Below are 19,629 nucleotides of genomic sequence, written 5' to 3' on the forward strand. Positions count from 1 at the left end.
TGAGAGGTTCATGACAGACACTTCGGAATGTCCAGCTCGTTCGGGCACTTCGGCCGGGCGAGGGGATCAGCGGCGTGCAGCCTCTACCGCGCGTTTCACGTCCGCGGCAGACGTGACCTCGATCTGCTCGCCGTTCACCAGGACGGTCGGAGTGCCCGTGAAATCGGGGTCGTCCTGCGTCTGTTCGGTGCTGGCGGAGACGTCAGCTCCGTACTGGCCGCCGGTGATGCAGTCCGCGACGTCGACGGCGCCGTTCTGGGCGGCGATGGCGATGATCTCGCTGTCGTCGAGGCCGGGACCACCTTCGTCGGGCTGCCGTTGGAACATGGCGTGCTGGAATCCGCGCCACGCCTGTTGGCTTTTGATCGAGCCGTCGCCTGCGTGCCAGACGCAGTACGACGCGTTCGCCGCGCGTGAGGAATAGCGGTCGGGGGAGACTCGGTCCAGGAACGAGATGATCCGGTAGTCCACCGCGATGTCGGGGTCGCCGCCGTAACCGTCGATCGTCGGGCCGACGACGCTCTCGAACTGTTTGCAGGCCGGGCACGCCAGGTCTTCGACGACGGTGACGATCACCTTGGGTTGGCCCGCGGCCGAGGTGACCCGGAACGCGCCGTCCGCCATGACCGGTGCCCCGGTCGACGGTGCGGGCGATGACCCGGAGCCCGTCGACGTGTCGGCGGTCGATCGGTCGGGGACGGGAGTGCCGTCGATGCCGCACGCTCCGATGAGGAGTGCTCCGGTCGCGAGACAACCGAGCGCGGCGGTGCGGCCGACTCTCGACGTGACGCGACGATGACGACCGAGTGCGTTCATGCGGCTCATCCTATGTGGGGACTGCCTATGCGGGCGTCACCCAGGTAGTGATGTCGCAGTGGACCACTTCGGTGCTCTCCCGATCGAGGACACGGATGGACACTACGACGTCGGTGCCTTCGGTGATCGCGTCGAAGTCGACCGGTTCGGCCAGTTCAGCGTGTGCGGTGAGCCGGGTGTTGGCCTTTGTCAGGTACTGCGTGTTCATCCCCTTCGGGATCCAACGGTGCGTCGTCGGAACGGTCGCCTCCATGAGCATGCCCATCGCGGTTTCGGCGAGGTTGCACGCCGCGATCGCATGGAACGTGCCGATGTGGTTGTGCACGCCGAACCATTTGGGGGCGGTCACCCGGCAATATCCGGGCTCCATCTCTTCGACGAACGGCAGGATGGTGCCGAAGTAGGGGACCCGCGCGACCATGCCGAGCGAGAACAGCGCGTCGCCGATCTTGTTCTGTGGCAGCTTGCGACGGAGCGCGTACGTCGGACTCTTACTGTTACCGGAAGTGTCACTCATACCTCGATGGTAGCCGCACCGCAGTCTCACCTGTGCCCGCGCTGAAGATGCGTCGACTCAGCTGAGGCCGCGACAGCAGAAACAACGCTGCGGCGAGCGAGACCAAGATCACCGCTTCTGACCACGCGGAACGATTTGAGATCACCGACCAGGTGCTGCATACTATTCAGGTTGCCTCCAATTTGGGGGCTCACAAACTTCTAGGGCCGCAACCGCGGGCCAGGTGTGTAACGCGTGCGATTTGCTGATCGACACGGACACGACACGCCCGACCGCGGGGTACCGGAGGCGAGTCGGCGATAGCCGACAGCTGGACGAGAGTCCGGCAACGTACAACGACAGAAGAACAGCGTCGATCGCCCGATCTCACGGGGTTGGTCATGTGGCTCAGTTGCCGCCCGTGCATGCACGGGTGTGGTCCACGCGGTGTTCTGCTGTCGAGAGACAATCAGACGGAAGAGGACACAGCGTGGCGGGACAGAAGATCCGCATCAGGCTCAAGGCCTACGACCACGAAGCGATCGACGCTTCGGCGCGCAAGATCGTGGAGACCGTGACCCGCACGGGTGCACGTGTGGTCGGCCCAGTGCCGTTGCCCACCGAAAAGAACGTGTACTGCGTCATCCGTTCGCCGCATAAGTACAAGGACAGCCGCGAACATTTCGAGATGCGCACTCACAAGCGACTCATTGACATCCTCGACCCGACGCCCAAGACGGTCGATGCGCTCATGCGTATCGATTTGCCTGCCAGCGTCGACGTCAACATTCAGTGACGGAGGATCGGATTAAATGAGCAAGCAAAATGCAACCAAGGGCATCCTGGGCACCAAGCTCGGCATGACCCAGGTCTTCGACGAGAACAACCGGGTCGTCCCGGTGACCGTCATCGCGACCGGCTCCAACGTCGTCACGCAGCTCCGCACTGCGGAGCGTGACGGCTACACGGCAGTCCAGCTCGCCTACGGCGCCATCGACCCCCGCAAGGTGAACAAGCCGGTCGCCGGCCAGTTCGCCAAGGCCGGAGTTACCCCGCGCCGCCACCTCACCGAGCTTCGTGTCAACGACATCTCGGAGTTCGAGGTCGGCCAGGAACTCGGAGCCGACCTGTTCGCGGACGGTGTCAAGGTCGACGTGACCGGCACCTCCAAGGGCAAAGGCTTCGCCGGCGTCATGAAGCGTCACGGCTTCGCTGGTCTGGGCGCGAGCCACGGTACGCACCGCGTCCACCGTTCGCCGGGTTCCATCGGCGGCTGTGCGACACCGGGCCGCGTGTTCAAGGGCATGCGCATGGCAGGCCGTATGGGTAACGACAAGGTGACCACGCAGAACCTGACGGTTCACAAGGTCGACGCCGACGCCGGTCTCCTGTTGATCAAGGGCGCGATCCCCGGCCGCAAGGGCGGCGTCGTGGTGGTCCGCGAGGCAGTGAAGGGTGGCAACAAGTGAGCACCGAAACCACAACCAAGCTGACGCTCGACGTCCGGGCGGCCGATGGCTCCGTTAACGGAACTGTCGACCTGCCGGCCGAGCTGTTCGACAAGACTGCGAACATCGCGCTGATGCACCAGGTCGTCGTCGCCCAGCAGGCCGCAGGCCGTCAGGGCACGCACTCGACCAAGACGCGCGGACTCGTCTCCGGCGGCGGCGCTAAGCCGTACCGCCAGAAGGGCACCGGTCGCGCCCGCCAGGGTTCGACCCGTGCACCGCAGTTCGTCGGCGGCGGCACCGTTCACGGTCCGCAGCCGCGCGACTACTCGCAGAAGGTCAACAAGAAGATGAAGGTCGCCGCTCTCCGTGGCGCCCTGTCGGACCGTGCTCGCAGCGAGCGCATCCACGTCGTGACCGAGCTCGTCGCGGGCCAGAGCCCGTCGACCAAGGCCGCCCTCAAGTTCCTCGAACTGCTGAGCGACCGTCGCAAGTTCCTGGTCGTCCTCACCCGTGAAGACGAGGCCGGCTGGAAGAGTATCGCGAACCTGCCGGGCGTGCTGGGCATCACCGCTGATCAGCTCAACACGTACGACATCCTCGATTCCGATGAGGTCGTGTTCAGCGTCGAGACTCTGAACGTCTTCATCGAGCTGAACAAGAAGGAGGCCTAGGAATGGCTACGCACGCAGACCCGCGTGACATCATCCTGGCGCCGGTGATCTCGGAGAAGGCCTACGGGCTGGTCGAAGACAATGTGTACACCTTCCTGGTGCACCCGGAGTCGAACAAGACCCAGATCAAGATCGCGATCGAGGCGATCTTCGACGTCAAGGTCTCCAGCGTCAACACCGCGAACCGTCAGGGCAAGCGCAAGCGCACCCGCTTCGGTTACGGCAAGCGCAAGAACACCAAGCGCGCCATCGTGACGCTGTCCGCTGACAGCAAGCCCATCGAGATCTTCGGGGGAGCGGTCAGCTGACCGCCCGCGAGAAGGATTAGGGACTAACACTCATGGCAATTCGTAAGTACAAGCCGACGACCCCGGGTCGCCGCGGCTCGAGCGGTGCCGACTTCTCCGAGGTCACTCGTTCGTACCCCGAGAAGTCGCTGGTTCGCCCGCTGACTTCCAGCGGTGGCCGTAACGCCCACGGTCGCATCACCACCCGGCACAAGGGTGGCGGCCACAAGCGTGCCTACCGTCTGATCGACTTCCGTCGTAACGACAAGGACGGCATCAACGCCAAGGTCGCTCACATCGAGTACGACCCGAACCGCACGGCTCGGATCGCGCTGCTCCACTTCGTCGACGGCGAGAAGCGATACATCATCGCGCCGAAGAACCTGAAGCAGGGCGACATCGTCGAGTCGGGTCCGAACGCCGACATCAAGCCGGGCAACAACCTGCCGCTGCGCAACATCCCGACCGGTACCCAGATCCACAACGTGGAGCTGCGTCCGGGCGGCGGCGCCAAGATGGCACGCTCGGCCGGTGCGTCGATCCAGCTCCTCGGCAAGGAAGGCCCCTACGCCACGCTGCGTATGCCGTCCGGCGAGATCCGTCGCGTCGACGTGCGCTGCCGCGCAACCGTCGGCGAGGTCGGCAACGCTGAGCAGAGCAACATCAACTGGGGCAAGGCCGGCCGCATGCGCTGGAAGGGCAAGCGCCCGACCGTCCGTGGTGTCGTCATGAACCCGGTCGACCACCCGCACGGTGGTGGCGAGGGCAAGACCTCCGGTGGTCGCCACCCGGTCAGCCCGTGGGGCAAGCCGGAAGGCCGCACCCGCAAGAACAAGCCCAGCGACAAGCTGATCGTCCGCCGCCGTCGTACCGGCAAGAACAAGCGATAATAGGAGGAGGTAAAAAATGCCACGCAGCCTGAAGAAGGGCCCGTTCGTCGACGACCACCTCCTGAAGAAGGTGGACGTTCAGAACGAGAAGGGCACCAAACAGGTCATCAAGACCTGGTCGCGCCGCTCGACCATCACGCCTGACTTCATCGGTCACACGTTCGCCGTCCACGACGGTCGCAAGCACGTGCCGGTGTTCGTGTCGGATTCCATGGTGGGGCACAAGCTCGGTGAGTTCGCACCCACCCGAACCTTCAAGGGTCACATCAAGGATGACCGGAAAGCGAAGCGCCGGTAAACCATGACTACTGATACTGAAAACGCAGTGCAGACCGCACGGGCGACCGCGAAGTTCGTTCGCGTCACCCCGATGAAGGCTCGCCGCGTCCTCGACCTGGTCCGCGGCAAGAACGTGGACGAGGCCCTGGACATTCTGCGGTTCGCCCCGCAGTCGGCCAGCGAGCCCGTGTACAAGGTGCTCGCCAGCGCGATCGCCAATGCAGAGAACAACCAGGGGCAGGATCGTCGCACCCTGGTCATCTCGGAGGCTTACGCCGACGAGGGGCCGACCTTGAAGCGCTTCCAGCCTCGCGCCCAGGGCCGTGCGTTCCGAATCCGCAAGCGCACCAGCCACATCACTGTGGTCGTTGCAGCTGCAGCGGAGAACGGCGGACGTGCTCGTTCGCGCCAGCAGAAGAAGAAGGGAGCCTGAACCGTGGGCCAGAAGATCAACCCGCATGGCTTCCGCCTCGGCATCACCACCGACTGGAGTTCACGTTGGTACGCCGACAAGCAGTACGCGGACTACGTCAAGGAAGACGTCGCCATCCGCAAGCTGCTGAGCACCGGCCTCGAGCGCGCAGGCATCTCCAAGGTGGAGATCGAGCGCACCCGTGACCGTGTTCGCGTCGACATCCACACCGCCCGTCCGGGCATCGTCATCGGCCGCCGCGGCGCCGAAGCCGATCGCATCCGCGGCGACCTGGAGAAGCTCACCGGCAAGCAGGTTCAGCTGAACATCCTCGAGGTCAAGAACCCCGAGGCCGACGCCCAGCTCGTTGCTCAGGGCGTCGCCGAGCAGCTGTCCAACCGTGTGGCATTCCGCCGCGCGATGCGCAAGGCCATCCAGTCGGCCATGCGCCAGCCCGGCGTGAAGGGCATCCGTGTCCAGTGCTCGGGCCGTCTCGGCGGAGCTGAGATGAGCCGCAAGGAGTTCTACCGCGAGGGTCGCGTCCCGCTGCACACGCTGCGCGCCGACATCGACTACGGACTCTACGAGGCCAAGACGACCTTCGGCCGTATCGGCGTCAAGGTCTGGATCTACAAGGGTGACGTCGTCGGCGGTCGCCGCGAGCTGGCTGCGGCCGCTCCGGCAGAAGACCGTCGTCCGCGTCGTCCCAGCCGCCCGCGTCGCAGCGGTGCCTCCGGCACCACCTCGACCGGAACCGACGCGGGCCGCAGCGCGGCTGCCGAGGGTGCGGCTGCAGAGGCGTCTGCGCCTGCGCAGGCAGAGAAGCAGGAGGGCTAGCCCATGTTGATCCCTCGTCGGGTCAAGCACCGCAAGCAGCACCACCCCAGCCTGAAGGGTCAGGCGTCGGGCGGAACCAAGGTCTCCTTCGGCGACTACGGTATCCAGGCCCTGGAGGGTGCTTACATCACCAACCGTCAGATCGAGTCCGCTCGTATCGCGATCAACCGCCACATCAAGCGTGGCGGCAAGGTCTGGATCAACATCTTCCCGGACCGCCCGATCACGAAGAAGCCTGCCGAGACCCGCATGGGTTCCGGTAAGGGTTCGCCCGAGTGGTGGGTGGCCCCGGTTAAGCCGGGCCGCGTGCTGTTCGAGATGACCTACCCCAATGAGGAGACTGCTCGCGAGGCCCTGCGTCGCGCACAGCACAAACTCCCCATGAAGACCCGGATCGTGACCAGAGAGGAGCAGTTCTGATGGCACTCGGAATCGCTGCGTCTGAGCTCCGCGAGCTCAGTGACACCGATCTGGTCGACCGCCTCAAGGAGTCGAAGGAAGAGCTGTTCAACCTTCGCTTCCAGATGGCAACCGGCCAGCTCGACAACAACCGTCGCCTGCGCACCGTGCGTCGTGAGATCGCTCGCGTCTACACCGTTATGCGTGAGCGCGAGCTGGGCCTGGCGTCCGGACCGGAAGGTGAAGACGCATGAGTGAGGACCAGAACGTGAACGTCGAAGAACGCAACCGCCGCAAGGAGCGGATCGGTTACGTCGTCAGTGACAAGATGACCAAGACCATCACGGTCGAGCTGGAAGATCGCAAGAGCCACCCGCTCTACGGCAAGATCATCCGCAGGACCAGCAAGGTCAAGGCGCACGATGAGAGCGAGACCGCCGGCATCGGCGACCGCGTTCGCATCATGGAGACCCGACCGCAGTCGGCCACCAAGCGCTGGCGCCTGGTCGAGGTGCTCGAGAAGGCTAAGTAAGCCGCTCGTCGCCTGACGGTGAAACACAGCAGATCGCCCCTCCCGGGAACCCGGGAGGGGCGATCTGATTTTTGTGGGTAGGCACGTCTATCCGCTAAACGGCCGACATAGTCGTTAGAGTGAGCGCAATCGCCCGCCGTCGATGCCGAGGAGTGGAATGACGACTCTTTCCGTGGTCATACCCGCATACAACGAAGAAGACGCCATCAGCAGATGCCTGGACCACCTGCTGAACCAGACGAGGCCGGTGGACGAGATCGTTGTCGTCGACAACGCGTCGACCGACCGCACCGCAGACATCGTCACCGCGCACATCCGCCGGTATTCGAACGACGGCGAGCGTCGGATCCGTCTACTCGCCGAACCAACGCCGGGCGTCGTGGAAGCGGTATCGGCAGGCATGTCGGCGGCGGAAGGCGATGTGCTGGCGCGAATCGACGCCGACAGCCAAGCCGAGCCCACCTGGGCCGAACGGGTGATGGACTTCTTCGACAACCCGGCCAACAGCGAGTACGGCGCGATGACCGGTCTGGTCATGCTGTCCGACGGACCGGCCCGCGAACGGCTGCTGAGGATGCAGACCAAAGCGGCGGAGAAATTCGCGGGCGGCAAGGACATCGACTCGCTCGCCGGCGCGAACATGGCTCTGCGCCGTGAATGCTGGAGCCTCGTCGAATCGAGACTGACCCGAGCGAACGATGTGTGGGACGACCTCGACTTGTCGTTGGCGCTCGTCGAACAGGGTGTGCGGTGTCGCCTGGTCCCCGCGGCCGTCGTCGACACGTCGGGACGACAACTCCGATTCTCGCCGATCCGAAATCGGCACTACCTCACCGGCGGGGTCCGGACCGCGAAAGCAAGGGGAGACGCCCGGCTGCTGCGGCGGATGCGGGCCGACCTACCGTTCCGTTTCGCGATGGCGACGGTTCTCTGGCTCATCATGCGACCGTGGAACGACGAAGAAGGCACCTGGCGTCCACACCGACTATTCCGGCCACTGGAGCGGGAGCGCGCGCTGATCACCGACGGCCGGGACCACCGGTGACGGTCACGGCTCGATCTCGGAGAAAGGTTTGTGAAACGCTGCCGTGACGCCGAACGATAGTCACTTTCGGGCGATGTAATGGATTGGTTCGAGGAAGGCACGCATGGAGCACGGTACGGATCCCCATGAGCACATCCGTTCCCGTCGGCAGCCTCCCCGAGACGCTCTGACGGACACTATGCCCTGGGTGCCCGACGACGATCCCGTCCTCAAGGAATTGCGCGCGTGGCGCGACGAACTGGGCGGGGCACCGGTCGACGCCGAAGCTGCCGGTCCGGTCGATGCGCCGACGCCGGCTGACGCCGAACCGACCGAGGCGACCGCGCGCGATGTCCCGACCCAGATCGCGCACGCGGTCGGACGGTCGGCTCCCGGAGTGCGCCGCAGAGTTCGTCAGGTATCGCAGGCGACGGCGTCCCCCGCATCCCATTCTCGGCCGCGCGCTCCACGGCACGCGTCGTGGGACGTGATGACCACCGCGTCGCCAGAGCCGTTGCGGTCCCCAGAAGACGTCGAGAACGCTGCCGCCGAAACCATCACCTTTCCGTCGTTGAGTCCGACTCATGTATCGGAAGGTCAGGCCGCCGAACCGGCGATCGTCGTGTCGCACCTGCGAAAGACGTTCGGGGACTTCACCGCCGTCGACGACGTGTCGTTCGCGGTGCCGAAGGGCACGATCGTCGCCCTCCTCGGCCCGAACGGTGCAGGCAAGACCACCACGGTCAACATGCTGTGCACACTCCTCGCACCCGACGGCGGCGAAGCCGTAGTCGCCGGTCACGACATCGTCGACGACGCGTCCGCCGTGCGCGGCGACATCATGCTCACCGGGCAGTTCGCCGCGCTCGACGAGGCGCTCACCGGCCGCGAGAATCTCATCCTGTTCGGGCGTCTGCTCGGTCTGCCGAAGAAGCGGGCAGCCGTGCGCGCCGACGAACTGCTCGCCGAGTTCGGTCTCACCGAGGCGGCCGGTCGCCGCGTCGGAAAGTACTCCGGCGGCATGCGCCGACGCATCGACATCGCATGCGGCCTGGTCACCCGCCCCGAGGTCGTGTTCCTCGACGAACCGACGACCGGCCTCGACCCGCGCAGCCGCCAGGAAGTGTGGGCGGTGGTCGAGCAACTGCGGGACTCCGGTGTGACGATCCTCCTCACGACGCAGTATCTGGAAGAAGCCGATCGGCTGTCCGACAACATCGTGGTCATCGACGGTGGACGCGTGATCGCGGAAGGCACGTCGGACGAACTCAAGGCCGCGACCGGGGCGGCGTACTGCGAAGTGACGCCCGCCCACCCCGCCTATCTCCCTCGGTTGCGCGCGCGACTCGCCGACATGCTCGACCCCCAGGCCGCGCGCGATCGTGCACCCGACGGGGCAGCGTCGGACGACGCAGCACAGAACGAATCCGAGGCAGTGTCGGTACCTGCCCCGGACGGCCCGCAGACGTTGGCTGAAGTCATCCGCCGCACCGAAGCCGCGAAGATTCCGCTCGCCGACATCGTGTTGCGCCGACCCTCCTTGGACGAGGTCTTCCTGGCACTGACCGACAAGACGACGGGTAGCGCGCGGCCCGGCGACGAGGACGACGCCGAGTGACAGGACTCGGCAGGGGGCAAGAGGTCGGGAGGCAGGTGGCCGGGGGCCAGACGATTCCGGACCACGTCGAGGTGTCGACCGGTGTGCGCGCGATCCGTCAATGGTGGACACTGACCGCTCGCGGACTCGTGAAGGTTCTCCGCAATGGGGAGTTCGCCTTCGCATTCATTGCCCCGGCGTTCTTGGCCGTGTGCTTCTATGTTCCGCTTCGTAAGGTCATGGACACCGTGCCGGGTTTGGATTACGGGACATTCCTCGCCCCGATCATTCTCCTGTTGTCCATCAGTTTCGCGGCGACCTCCGCCGCGATGCGCGCGGCATTCGACGTGAGTGCCGGAATCAGCGCCCGATTTCGGATACTGCCCATGCCGAGGATCGTTCCGGGTCTCGCGCGTTTGGCGACGAACACCGCGCTTCTGATCATTTCGTTGATCTGCGCCGCGATAGCCTGCCTGATTATCGGATGGCGTCCCGATGGCGGCACCGGTGGAACATTGTCGCTACTCGGGATCGCGCTGGGTATCGGAGTGCTCCTCGCGCTGCTGTCGGACGGTGCGGGCGGAGTGGCGAGCAGTCCGGAAGCCACGAGCCAGCTACTCGGCCTGCCGATGATGATCTTGGGTCTGGTATCGACCGGATTCTCACCCGAAGAACGTTTCCCTGAGTGGATTCGCGGATTCGCTCGCAATCAGCCGGTGTCGCAATTCGTTGACGTGATGCGCGTCGTCGATTCGCCGGAGCCCTTGACGTGGTCGGTGGCGGCACCGACCGTCTGGTGGTGCATTGGGATCGCCGTCGTCGCGGCCGCCCTGCTGACGGTCGGAGTTCGAGGTGGTCGACGATGACCACGATTCGACCCGATGCGGCACCTGTGCGGGCACACGAGACGTCGGTGCGCGCCTGGTTCGACGCGTCACGCGTACTCACGTGGCGGCAACTGCTCGTCTACGTGCGGGACGTGCCGACGGTTCTGCAGTCGTTTATCGTGCCCGCCGTCTCGATGGTGCTGGTCAAGGTGGTGCTCGGTGACGCAGTCGGGTCGGCTACGGGGCAGGACAGCCTGTACGGCACGGTCCCGCTGATGATCCTGATCGGCGCGATGGGCGGCTCCGTCGTGTCTGCGGTCCGCTTGAACAAGGAACGGTCGACGGGTCTACTCGCGCGTCTGTACGTGCTACCGATCAACCGCGCCGCCGACCTGACGTCTCGGGTGGTCGCCGAGGTCATCCGTATCCTGTTCCTGACTCTGGAACTGTTGCTCGTCGGCTACGTGATGGGCTTCCGGTTCGAGGAGGGGCTGCTCGGGGCGCTCGGTCTCGTCGCGATACCCTTGGTGTTCGGCGGTGCGTACGCAGTCTTCGTGTTGGCGATCGCCGTGAATTCGCCGCCCGGCGCTCCACTCGTCCAATATCTCGGACTATTGACGAATCTCCTGATGTTCTTCAACTCAGGGTTCTCGCCGATCGACGCCTATCCGGGATGGTTGCAGCCGATAGTCGCGAATCAGCCCATGACGCCGGCAATTGAGTTGATGCGGGGGTTTGCGGTCGGCGGCCCAGTGTTGGAGGCTTTCATCAAAGTCATGATATGGACCGTCGTTTTCGTCGGGTGCAGTGTATACCCCGCATTGCGTGGATATCGCAGGGCTGCGACAACTAGATGATTCCAGACGAAAGGTGCGGCGCGGGTAATATCCTGAGCTTGCCAGTGGCATGCGCCCCCGCCTCTAGGGTTACAGATATGTATCACGTGTAACACGATGTGCCGGCCTATCTGCGGTGCATGAGTGAGGAGAAGCGCGGACGAATGGGAAATTCGGAGCATAGCGATGCTTAGTTGGATGGAGTGACCAGGTGACACACGTTGTAGGTCTCGGAGGCGTAGTAGGTCTCGGAGGTCAAGACGACCTGCTACCTCTGACAGCCGCACAGCGGGGCATGTGGTTCGCGGAGAGTCTCTCGGCCGATTACTCGGTGATCATCGCGCACTACCTGAGCATTCGAGCCGTCGACGCCCCGATCGATCACGACCTCCTCGAGACGTGCACCGCGGAAGCGGCCGTCGAGTTCGAGTCGCCCTGCACCACTCTCGTGGAGGTCGACGGGGTACCGAAGCAACGGGTCGACCGTGAGTCCGGCTTCGACGTCGCACGGATCGACATGCGGGGCGAGGCCACGCCGTTCCAGGCGGCTCTGGACTGGATGACCGCGGACTACCAACGTCAAGTGGACGTCCTGGCCGACCCGCTCGCAGTCGCCGCTCTCATCCGAGTCGCCGACGACCACACACTGCTCTACATGCGCGGCCACCACATCGTTTTCGACGGGTTCTCGGCGTTGACCAGCCTCCTGTCGGCGGTGCGCAGATACAACGCCGCCCGGACCGGGGACGAGTACACGCCGACCCGCCATTTGGATCTCGCAGGTCTGGTCGCCGACGATCAGGCGTACACCGAGAGCCCCCGACGCGAGCGAGACCGCGCCTACTGGGTGGAGCAAGTCGCCGACCTGCCCGAACGAGTGAGCCTGTCCGGACGAGACCGGGTGGCGCCTCTGTCGCCCCAGAACGTCGTGGCAGGCGAGCGCCTCGACGCGCAGACGCAAGCCCGGCTGGAATCGGTCGCCAAAGACGCCGACTGCTCGGTGGCGGTCCTGCTGGTCGCCGCCTTCTCGGCGTTCCTGGGGCGAATGGCGGGCACCGACGACGTAGTCCTGAGCCTGCCGGTCACCGGCCGGTCGACGGCGAAGGTCAAGAATTCCGGCGGCATGCTCTCGAACATGCTGCCGGTGCGTGCCCGAGAGATCTCCCAATCGACGATGCGTTCGCTGGCGCGCGCGCTGCAAGTCGACCTGACCGGCGCTCTGCGTCATCAGCGGTACCGATTCGAGGACATCCGGGTCGACGCGGGCCTGGGCGCGGGCAACAGCGCGTCGTTCGGCCCCGTCGTCAACATGATGTTCTTCGATACGCCGATCGAGGTGGACCGCGCGCAGACCAGCTATCACATCCTTTCGTCCGGCATCCTCGAAGACCTCCGCATCAACCTGTATCAGGCTGCGCCCGGCGAACAGTTGGCCGTCGACCTGCACGGCAATCCCAACCTGTACGAGCCCAACGACCTGCGCGCACACGTGCAGAGGTTCGTCAGATTCCTGACCCGCGCATTGGACGACATCGACCGCCGGGTGAACGACGTGGAACTGTTGGCGCCCGGCGAGCAGGCCGAACTCGTCGAGAAGGGGCGTGGACCGGTCCTCGAGCCGTTCGACGAGGCGACGACGCTCCTGGACTTGATCGCCGAGCGGGTCGCCGAGCAGCCCGACTCGGTCGCGCTCGACTTCGACGGCCGCCAGGTGACGTATCGGCAGTTCGACGCGCAGCGGCGGGCACTGGCCGGACGGCTGGTCGCAGACGGGGTCACGCTCGGCGACCGGGTCGCGGTGAGCCTGGACCGTGGCATCGCCCAGGTGATCGCGATCCACGCGATCCTGCTGATCGGTGGGGCATACGTTCCGCTCGATCCGGACCTCCCCGACACCCGGCGAGCCACGATCCTCGACACCGCCCGTCCGGTCGTCGTCATCGACGGCGAATACCTGGAGGCGACCGACCAGCCGACGGGAACGGTGGACGTCCACCCCGGTCGGGTGGACGTCCCCGCATACGTGATTTTCACGTCCGGATCCACCGGGACGCCCAAGGGCGTCGAGGTGACGCATTCGGCGCTGCGCCGACGACTCGAGTGGATGCAGCGACGCCATCGGATCGGCGACGGCGATGCCGTCCTGTACAAGACGCCATACACCTTCGACGTGTCGGTGTGGGAACTCGTGTGGCCGCTGATCAGCGGTGCGCGCATGGTGATCGCCGCCCCCGGCGGCCACCGGGACCCCGCCTACTTGGCTCGCATCGTCGACGAGTCGCGCGTCACGACGATGCACTTCGTCCCGTCGATGCTCGAAGTGTTCGTCGACTCGGGCGAACAGTTGGCGGGCCACGTCGCCACCGTGTTCACCTCCGGTGAGGCGTTGAGCCCGGCCTTGGCACAGTCTGTGACGCGGCAGTGGCCGGTGCGTCTGGTCAACCTGTACGGACCGACCGAGGCCGCGATTGACGTGACCGAGTATGTCGTCAACGGCGACGTCGACGAGGTGCCGATCGGGCGTCCGGTCCCGGGCACCGACGCACTCGTCCTCGATGGCACGCTGCGCCCGGTCCCGGTGGGAGTCGCGGGCGAACTCTATCTCGCCGGCCCCCAGCTGGCGACCGGCTACGTGCGCCGACCCGACCTGTCGGCGGAACGTTTCGTGGCGAACCCGTTCAGCGGCCCGGGCGCCCGCATGTACCGCACCGGCGACCTCGTGAGCTGGGGGAGTGACGGCGACCTCCGCTATCACGGGCGGTCAGACTTCCAGGTCAAGATACGCGGACAGCGGGTGGAGCTCGGCGAGATCGAGAGCACCGTCCGAGACCATCCGATGATCGAGTCCGCGGTCGTGTCAGTCCGGTCCGGGCCCACCGGGATTCCGCTAGTCGTCGCGTACGTCCGGCCAACCGACGGCGCGGATGTGACCGGTGACGACGTGCTGGCGACGTGTCGCCGCGAGCTCCCGTCGCACATGGTGCCGTCCGCGGTGGTGGTCATGGACGAGTTCCCAGTCACCGACAACGGCAAGCTCGATCGGGTCGCGCTACCGGAGCCGGTCCTATCCGCATCGGCTGACGAACACGTGGCGCCGCGGACCGCCGACGAGCATCGCCTCGCCGACCTGGTCGCCGAACTCCTCGGACTCGATCGGGCGCCGAGCGTCACCGAGCACCTGTTCGGGCTCGGCGGTGACTCGTTGACCGCAGCACGACTCGTGTCGCGGGCGCGGACCATCGGGATGGAATTGAGCCTCGCCGACATCTTCGACGGCGGGACGCTCGCCGACCTGGCCGCGCGCAGCGGCCAGGGTTCAGGCGCCGCAGACCGGCCGGTGCCGCTCGTGCGGCCAGCCGAGGTCCCGTTGTCGCCATCGCAGTCGAGGCTGTGGCTGATCAACCGGATGGAGCCGGGGGCGGCCACATACAACATGGCCGGTGTGGTCACGTTCGACGAGCGCGTCGACGTCGACGCGTTGCGCGCCGCGTTCGGCGACGTCGTCGACCGGCACGAACCATTGCGCACGATCCATCCGGTGTCCGATGACGGACGTCCGGTCCAGCACATTGTGGCGGCGGCCGACGTGCCCGGCGAGGTCCTCGTCGGTCCGGTCCCGGTGTCGGCCGACGAATTGGAACCGGCGTTAGTCACGCACGCGTCGCGCGGCTTCGATCTGACCACCGCGACACCGTTGCGCGCGGTGCTGTTCCGGGGCGAGCGCCCCGACACCTTGCTGATCGTGCTGCACCACATCGCGGGCGACGGCGCATCGCTGCCGCCATTGATGCGCGATCTGACGCAGGCGTACACGGCGCGACAGGACGGGCGGTCGCCCGGCTGGGCGCCGTTGACACCGCAGTACGCCGACCACGCGTTGGCGTCGATCGCCGCGCTCGGCGACGTCGGCGACCCGGCGTCCCGGGCAGGCCGCGACCTCGCGTTCTGGCGGACCGAGTTGTCTGGTGCCCCCGAACTCCTCGACCTGCCGGCCGACCGTCCGCGTCCGCGTGTCGCATCCGGCCGCGGCGACACCGTCACCATGACCGTGCCGGCGGGTGTGGCCGACGCCGTGCAGACACTCGCGGAACGGACCGGTGCGACCAGCTTCCTCGTCGTCCACGCGGCGATGGCAGTCGTGCTCGGGCGATTGGCGGGCTCCGACGACGTACCCATCGGCGTCGCGGTGCACGGGCGCGGCGCACCCGAACTCGACCGACTCGTCGGAATGTTCGTCAACACGGTGGTGCTGCGCGCCCGCCCCACACCGGAATCGACGGTCGGGGAGCTGCTCGCCGCCGGACGCCGCGCATTCGGTGCGGCACTCGACCACGCGGAACTGCCGTTCGAGGACGTGGTGGAAGATCTCGCGCCCCACCGGACGCTGGCATACACCCCGATCTACCAGGTCGCGATGACATGGCACGACGATCCGCTGGCCGGAACGGCCAGTGCAGCGGTCCGTGCTCTGCGCCTGCCCGTCGTCAAGACCGACCTCGAAGTGTCGTTCACCGTATCCACGGACGCCGACGGAGGTCGCACGATCAGTGCGGACTTCGGTTTCGCGTCGGACTTTTTCAACCGCGAACGCGTGCAGTCGCTGACCGAATCGTTCCTGCGTGTACTGCACGGTATGACCACCGACCCCGACCGCCGGGTCGGTTCATTGGACCTCGTCGATCCGGTGCCAGCGCCCGCAACGACGATCGCGGCGCGCACATTCCCCGAACTGCTCGACGACGGCGCACGACAGGCCGGTGCCGACGCGCCCGCTGTGACAGCCCACACCGGGACAGCCCACACCGGGACAGGCGAAACCGGGACTTGGACGTACGGCGATCTCGCCGCCCAAACCAATGCGCTGGCGCGGGAGTTGATCGTTCGCGGCGCCGGTCCCGGCGACATCGTGGCCGTAGCGATCGGACGATCGCACCAGTCGGTGCGGGCGACACTGGCGGTGATCAGGTCCGGGGCCGGATTCGTGCTCATCGATCCGACACAGCCGGTGGCCCGGCAGGAGGAGATGATCGCCGACGCAGGCGCTCGTCTCGGGATTCGGATCGCGAGCCGCGACGCCGCACCGGCCGGCCCCACCTGGGTCGAGCTGTCCGATCCCGATGTCGAACGGTCGATCGCCGCGCGCTCGACCGATGCGCTCGACGACACCGACCGGCTTCGTCCGGTCCGCCTCGACGACACCGCGTACCTCATCTTCACCTCGGGCTCCACCGGAAAACCGAAAGCGACGGCCGTCGGCCACCGCGGGCTGGCCGGGTTCGCCAGGAATCTGGCGACGACGTTCGCGGCCGGACCGTCGGCCCGCGTGCTCCACGTGTCGTCGCCGAGCTTCGACGCGTCGGTCCTGGAATTGATGCTGGGCTTCTCGACAGGTGCCGAACTCGTCGTCGCACCGCCCGAGGTGTACGCGTCCGAGCCGTTGTCGGCGTTGATCGACGCGACCGGTGTCACGCACGCGCTGCTCACGCCGTCGGTCCTCGCGACCATCGAACCCGACGACGTGCCGACCCTGACGACAGTGCTCAGCGGCGGCGAAGCGTGCCCGGTCGGATTGGCCGACCGGTGGGCAGACGCACGCCGTGGCCCCGGCGGGTTCTTCAACCTGTACGGCCCGACCGAAGCGACGGTGTGGGTCAGCGTCGACGGCCCGCGGAGTGTCGGCGAGCCGCTGACCATCGGGGCGCCGCTCCCGGGAATCGAAGCGCTCGTGCTCGATGGCGCGCTGCGTCCCACACCGGTCGGGGTGCCAGGCGAACTGTATCTATCCGGAGACCAGACAGGTCTGGGCTACCTGCACCGTCCAGGGCTATCCGCGGGCAGTTTCGTGGCTCACCCCTTCGTGTCGGGCCAGCGCATGTACCGCACCGGCGACCGGGTCACCAGGACCACCTCGGGCGCCCTCACCTACCACGGGCGCACGGACTTCCAATTGAAGATCCGAGGTCTGCGGATCGAACCCGGCGAGGTTGACGCGGTGCTAGCGTCCCACCCGGATGTCGGCGCTGCGGTGAGCCTCGGAGTCTCGGGACCCGGTGGCGACCAGGTCCTGGTGGCCTATGCGGCGGCCGACAGCGACGTGGTCTCGACGCGGAGCCTGATGGAGTTCGCCCGCGCGAAGCTGCCGAAGTACCTGGTCCCGCAGACCATCGTGGTGCTGCCGTCGCTGCCGGTGACACCGGTCGGGAAGGTGGACCGCCGGGCCTTGCCCGCCGTCGACTTCGCCGACCGCGACGAAATCGTCGCGCCGACGACCGCGACCGAGTCGGCGGTCGCCGAACTGATGGCTTCGGTGCTGGGCGTCGACCAGGTCAGCGCCGCCGAGTCGTTCTTCGACGTGGGTGGCAACTCGCTGTCGGCGACCAAGCTCGCGTCCAGGCTGACAGCAGCATTCGACGTGTCGTTCACGGTGCGCGACGTGTTCGAGGCACCGTCCGTCGTCGATTTGGCAGCGGTCGCGGACCGACGTCCGAAGGCAACCGACTCGCCGGCCCACGGCAGGCAGATCTCGGTATTGACCGATCGGAAGTCGGCGTTGCCGGTGTCGGCCGCCCAGCGCGGCATGTGGCTGTTGAACCAGACCGACCCCGATTCGTCGGCATACAACATCGGGCTCGTTCTCGAGTTGAGCGGACGTCTAGAGATCTCTCACCTGCGAGATGCACTCGCCGACCTCCTCGCCCGGCACGAGTCGCTGCGGACCGTCTACCCCGATGTGGACGGGGTGCCGGTGCAACGAATTCTGTCCGTCGACGACGCGGTGGCGAGCGTTCGGTTGGCGGTGTCCGAACCCGGCGGCGCGATCGTCGACGCCATCGAGGCCGAAGCGGCACGCGGGTTCGACCTGGCGTCGGCCCCGCCACTTCGGTTGACCTTGCTCCCGGTCCCCGAAGTCGACGACGTTCCCGATGACACGGTCTCAGCCGACTACGTGCTGGTGTTCGTCGTCCACCACATCAGCGCGGATGGCTCGTCGATGGTGCCGCTCGCCCGCGATCTGATGGTCGCCTACGAAGCGCGTCGAACCGGCGTCACACCGCAATGGCTGCCGCTGGCAGTTCAGTACGCCGACTATGCGGCATGGCAGGCGACGCGTCTGCAGGAGGTCGGCGAGGACGGACGGTCCGCTCAGGAACGCCATCTCGACTACTGGGCGGATCGGCTCGCCGGGATTCCGGAACTGTTGGAGATACCCGGTGATCGGCGACGACCGAGGACCCCGACATTCGCAGGCGACCAGGTGCAGTTCCAGGTGGCCCCGGAGACCTCGGTGCGACTGGACACGGTTGCCCGAGAGCACGGGTCGACCCTGTTCGTCGTGCTGCAGACGGCGTTCGCGGTCCTGCTGCACCGGATGACCGGACAGCAAGACATCGTGATCGGCACGCCGTACGCGGGCCGGTCCGAGCAGTCGCTCGACGACGTGGTCGGCATGTTCGTCAACTCGGTTCCGCTGCGCACCCGGATCCGTCCGGACGAGTCGTTGTCCGCGCTCGTCGGCCGGGTGCACACCGACAGCCTCGACGACTTCGCCCACGCCGACGTGCCGTTCGAGTCGATCGTCGGTCGGCTGCTGGACACGCCGCCCAGCGCACACAACCCGGTCTTCCAAGCGATGTTGTCGTTCCAGAACTTCACGTTCCCGAACCTGGAACTAACGGGGCTGCGCGTGTCCGGACGCGACCCGGACACGGTCGGCGCCCAAGTGGACCTGCAACTAACGCTACGGCCGCCCGGCGAGTCGTCGAGCCACCTTGAAGGGCGGTTCGTCTTCGCGACGGACCTGTTCGACCGTGTGCGGATCCAACGACTCGCCGATCGGTTCACGCGGATCCTCGACGCATTGGTTAACCAACCGGACATCGAGGTCGGCGATGTCGACATCCGTCTGACCGACGAGCAGACCCTTGACGATAATGCCGACGGCGGCGACGAACTCGTAGCGCTTCCCGAGGTGATCGCTGCCGCGGCCGAAGTCGCGCGCGACGCGATCGCGGTAGCGCACGACGGCACGGAGCTGGCCTTCGGCCAGCTACAGCAGACGCTGACGGCGATGGCCGCGGTGGTACCCGATCGCGACACCGCGCTCACGATGGCGCTGATGAGCGCGCTGCCGACGTTGGCGGCTGCGGGGCCGGACGCATTCGGTGACGTCCTTGCGGCGATCCGTCGCAACGCGGTCGACTGTCGTGACCGGGAACTACAGGGAAACACGTAACACCGAGGCCAACAGCGGGGACTATACGAGGGGGAACGGGGA

General features: G+C 66.3%; 18 protein-coding genes. 16 read left to right on the forward strand and 2 right to left on the reverse strand.

From position 1 onward, the window contains the following. Positions 1 to 66 precede the first annotated feature (66 nt). Together MP11Mi_RS10520 and MP11Mi_RS10525 are read right to left on the reverse strand one after the other, a co-directional pair. Positions 67 to 816 carry a DsbA family protein gene (locus MP11Mi_RS10520; protein ID WP_420038881.1) on the reverse strand — a complete coding sequence of 250 codons (750 nt, stop codon included), beginning with the start codon at positions 814 to 816 and terminating at the stop codon, positions 67 to 69. 25 nt (positions 817 to 841) lie between these two features. After that, a complete protein-coding gene (locus tag MP11Mi_RS10525; RefSeq protein WP_420038882.1) occupies positions 842 to 1,333 on the reverse strand; it encodes a hotdog fold domain-containing protein in 492 nt (163 codons plus the stop codon). 469 nt (positions 1,334 to 1,802) lie between these two features. On the opposite strand from MP11Mi_RS10525, the gene rpsJ reads away from it, so the two are divergent. From rpsJ to MP11Mi_RS10605, 16 genes are all read left to right on the forward strand, one after another. Further along, positions 1,803 to 2,108, forward strand: a complete 306-nt coding sequence (gene rpsJ / locus MP11Mi_RS10530) for a 30S ribosomal protein S10 (RefSeq protein ID WP_003938093.1) — start codon at positions 1,803 to 1,805, stop codon at positions 2,106 to 2,108. Positions 2,109 to 2,124: 16 nt separating this feature from the next. After that, on the forward strand, positions 2,125 to 2,781 hold the full coding sequence (rplC, locus tag MP11Mi_RS10535) for a 50S ribosomal protein L3 (RefSeq protein WP_420038884.1): 657 nt from the start codon (positions 2,125 to 2,127) through the stop codon (positions 2,779 to 2,781). Beyond that, on the forward strand, positions 2,778 to 3,434 hold the full coding sequence (gene rplD / locus MP11Mi_RS10540) for a 50S ribosomal protein L4 (protein WP_420038885.1): 657 nt from the start codon (positions 2,778 to 2,780) through the stop codon (positions 3,432 to 3,434). The genes rplC and rplD overlap by 4 nt, the downstream gene beginning before the upstream one ends. 2 nt (positions 3,435 to 3,436) lie before the next feature. Further along, positions 3,437 to 3,742 (forward strand): 50S ribosomal protein L23, encoded by a 306-nt coding sequence (gene rplW / locus MP11Mi_RS10545; protein WP_420038886.1) that lies wholly within the window; start codon positions 3,437 to 3,439, stop codon positions 3,740 to 3,742. A gap of 32 nt (positions 3,743 to 3,774) precedes the next feature. Further along, the gene (rplB, locus tag MP11Mi_RS10550; protein WP_420038887.1) at positions 3,775 to 4,611 is read left to right on the forward strand and encodes a 50S ribosomal protein L2; all 837 of its coding nucleotides are present in this window, start codon (positions 3,775 to 3,777) and stop codon (positions 4,609 to 4,611) included. A gap of 16 nt (positions 4,612 to 4,627) precedes the next feature. After that, the gene (gene rpsS, locus MP11Mi_RS10555) at positions 4,628 to 4,909 is read left to right on the forward strand and encodes a 30S ribosomal protein S19 (protein WP_236996200.1); all 282 of its coding nucleotides are present in this window, start codon (positions 4,628 to 4,630) and stop codon (positions 4,907 to 4,909) included. A 3-nt stretch (positions 4,910 to 4,912) separates the two neighbouring features. Continuing rightward, the gene (rplV, locus tag MP11Mi_RS10560; protein ID WP_420038888.1) at positions 4,913 to 5,323 is read left to right on the forward strand and encodes a 50S ribosomal protein L22; all 411 of its coding nucleotides are present in this window, start codon (positions 4,913 to 4,915) and stop codon (positions 5,321 to 5,323) included. 3 nt (positions 5,324 to 5,326) lie between these two features. After that, entirely contained in the window at positions 5,327 to 6,139 is an 813-nt protein-coding gene (gene rpsC, locus MP11Mi_RS10565; RefSeq protein ID WP_420038890.1) for a 30S ribosomal protein S3, read from the forward strand. A 3-nt stretch (positions 6,140 to 6,142) separates the two neighbouring features. Then, positions 6,143 to 6,559 carry a 50S ribosomal protein L16 gene (rplP, locus tag MP11Mi_RS10570; RefSeq protein WP_420038891.1) on the forward strand — a complete coding sequence of 139 codons (417 nt, stop codon included), beginning with the start codon at positions 6,143 to 6,145 and terminating at the stop codon, positions 6,557 to 6,559. Then, a complete protein-coding gene (gene rpmC, locus MP11Mi_RS10575) occupies positions 6,559 to 6,792 on the forward strand; it encodes a 50S ribosomal protein L29 (protein ID WP_161893840.1) in 234 nt (77 codons plus the stop codon). The genes rplP and rpmC overlap by 1 nt, the downstream gene beginning before the upstream one ends. Further along, entirely contained in the window at positions 6,789 to 7,070 is a 282-nt protein-coding gene (rpsQ, locus tag MP11Mi_RS10580) for a 30S ribosomal protein S17 (RefSeq protein WP_420038892.1), read from the forward strand. The genes rpmC and rpsQ overlap by 4 nt, the downstream gene beginning before the upstream one ends. A 157-nt stretch (positions 7,071 to 7,227) precedes the next feature. Continuing rightward, complete coding sequence (locus MP11Mi_RS10585) at positions 7,228 to 8,115, forward strand: glycosyltransferase family 2 protein (RefSeq protein WP_420038893.1); 888 nt, start codon at positions 7,228 to 7,230, stop codon at positions 8,113 to 8,115. Positions 8,116 to 8,293: 178 nt separating this feature from the next. Beyond that, positions 8,294 to 9,712, forward strand: a complete 1,419-nt coding sequence (locus MP11Mi_RS10590) for an ATP-binding cassette domain-containing protein (RefSeq protein ID WP_420038894.1) — start codon at positions 8,294 to 8,296, stop codon at positions 9,710 to 9,712. A gap of 35 nt (positions 9,713 to 9,747) precedes the next feature. Continuing rightward, on the forward strand, positions 9,748 to 10,557 hold the full coding sequence (locus tag MP11Mi_RS10595) for an ABC transporter permease (RefSeq protein WP_420038895.1): 810 nt from the start codon (positions 9,748 to 9,750) through the stop codon (positions 10,555 to 10,557). Then, on the forward strand, positions 10,554 to 11,375 hold the full coding sequence (locus MP11Mi_RS10600; RefSeq protein WP_420038896.1) for an ABC transporter permease: 822 nt from the start codon (positions 10,554 to 10,556) through the stop codon (positions 11,373 to 11,375). Before MP11Mi_RS10595 ends, MP11Mi_RS10600 begins: the two co-directional genes overlap by 4 nt. 190 nt (positions 11,376 to 11,565) lie before the next feature. Next, on the forward strand, positions 11,566 to 19,587 hold the full coding sequence (locus MP11Mi_RS10605; protein ID WP_420038897.1) for an amino acid adenylation domain-containing protein: 8,022 nt from the start codon (positions 11,566 to 11,568) through the stop codon (positions 19,585 to 19,587). The last annotated feature ends 42 nt before the right edge of the window (positions 19,588 to 19,629 follow it).

This window comes from Gordonia abscondita, from assembly GCF_032711245.1.
In the GTDB taxonomy this organism is placed as follows: domain Bacteria; phylum Actinomycetota; class Actinomycetes; order Mycobacteriales; family Mycobacteriaceae; genus Gordonia.

Bases quoted from the DNA above. Each gene is read 5' to 3' on its own strand.
- MP11Mi_RS10525 (WP_420038882.1), bottom strand. From the start codon at position 1,333: ATGAGTGACACTTCCGGTAACAGTAAGAGTCCGACGTACGCGCTCCGT.
- rpsQ (WP_420038892.1), top strand. From the start codon at position 6,789: ATGAGTGAGGACCAGAACGTGAACGTCGAAGAACGCAACCGCCGCAAG.
- MP11Mi_RS10585 (WP_420038893.1), top strand. From the start codon at position 7,228: ATGACGACTCTTTCCGTGGTCATACCCGCATACAACGAAGAAGACGCC.
- rpsS (WP_236996200.1), top strand. From the start codon at position 4,628: ATGCCACGCAGCCTGAAGAAGGGCCCGTTCGTCGACGACCACCTCCTG.
- rplB (WP_420038887.1), top strand. From the start codon at position 3,775: ATGGCAATTCGTAAGTACAAGCCGACGACCCCGGGTCGCCGCGGCTCG.
- rplC (WP_420038884.1), top strand. From the start codon at position 2,125: ATGAGCAAGCAAAATGCAACCAAGGGCATCCTGGGCACCAAGCTCGGC.
- MP11Mi_RS10520 (WP_420038881.1), bottom strand. From the start codon at position 816: ATGAACGCACTCGGTCGTCATCGTCGCGTCACGTCGAGAGTCGGCCGC.
- MP11Mi_RS10600 (WP_420038896.1), top strand. From the start codon at position 10,554: ATGACCACGATTCGACCCGATGCGGCACCTGTGCGGGCACACGAGACG.
- MP11Mi_RS10590 (WP_420038894.1), top strand. From the start codon at position 8,294: ATGCCCTGGGTGCCCGACGACGATCCCGTCCTCAAGGAATTGCGCGCG.
- rpmC (WP_161893840.1), top strand. From the start codon at position 6,559: ATGGCACTCGGAATCGCTGCGTCTGAGCTCCGCGAGCTCAGTGACACC.
- rplV (WP_420038888.1), top strand. From the start codon at position 4,913: ATGACTACTGATACTGAAAACGCAGTGCAGACCGCACGGGCGACCGCG.
- rplP (WP_420038891.1), top strand. From the start codon at position 6,143: ATGTTGATCCCTCGTCGGGTCAAGCACCGCAAGCAGCACCACCCCAGC.
- rplW (WP_420038886.1), top strand. From the start codon at position 3,437: ATGGCTACGCACGCAGACCCGCGTGACATCATCCTGGCGCCGGTGATC.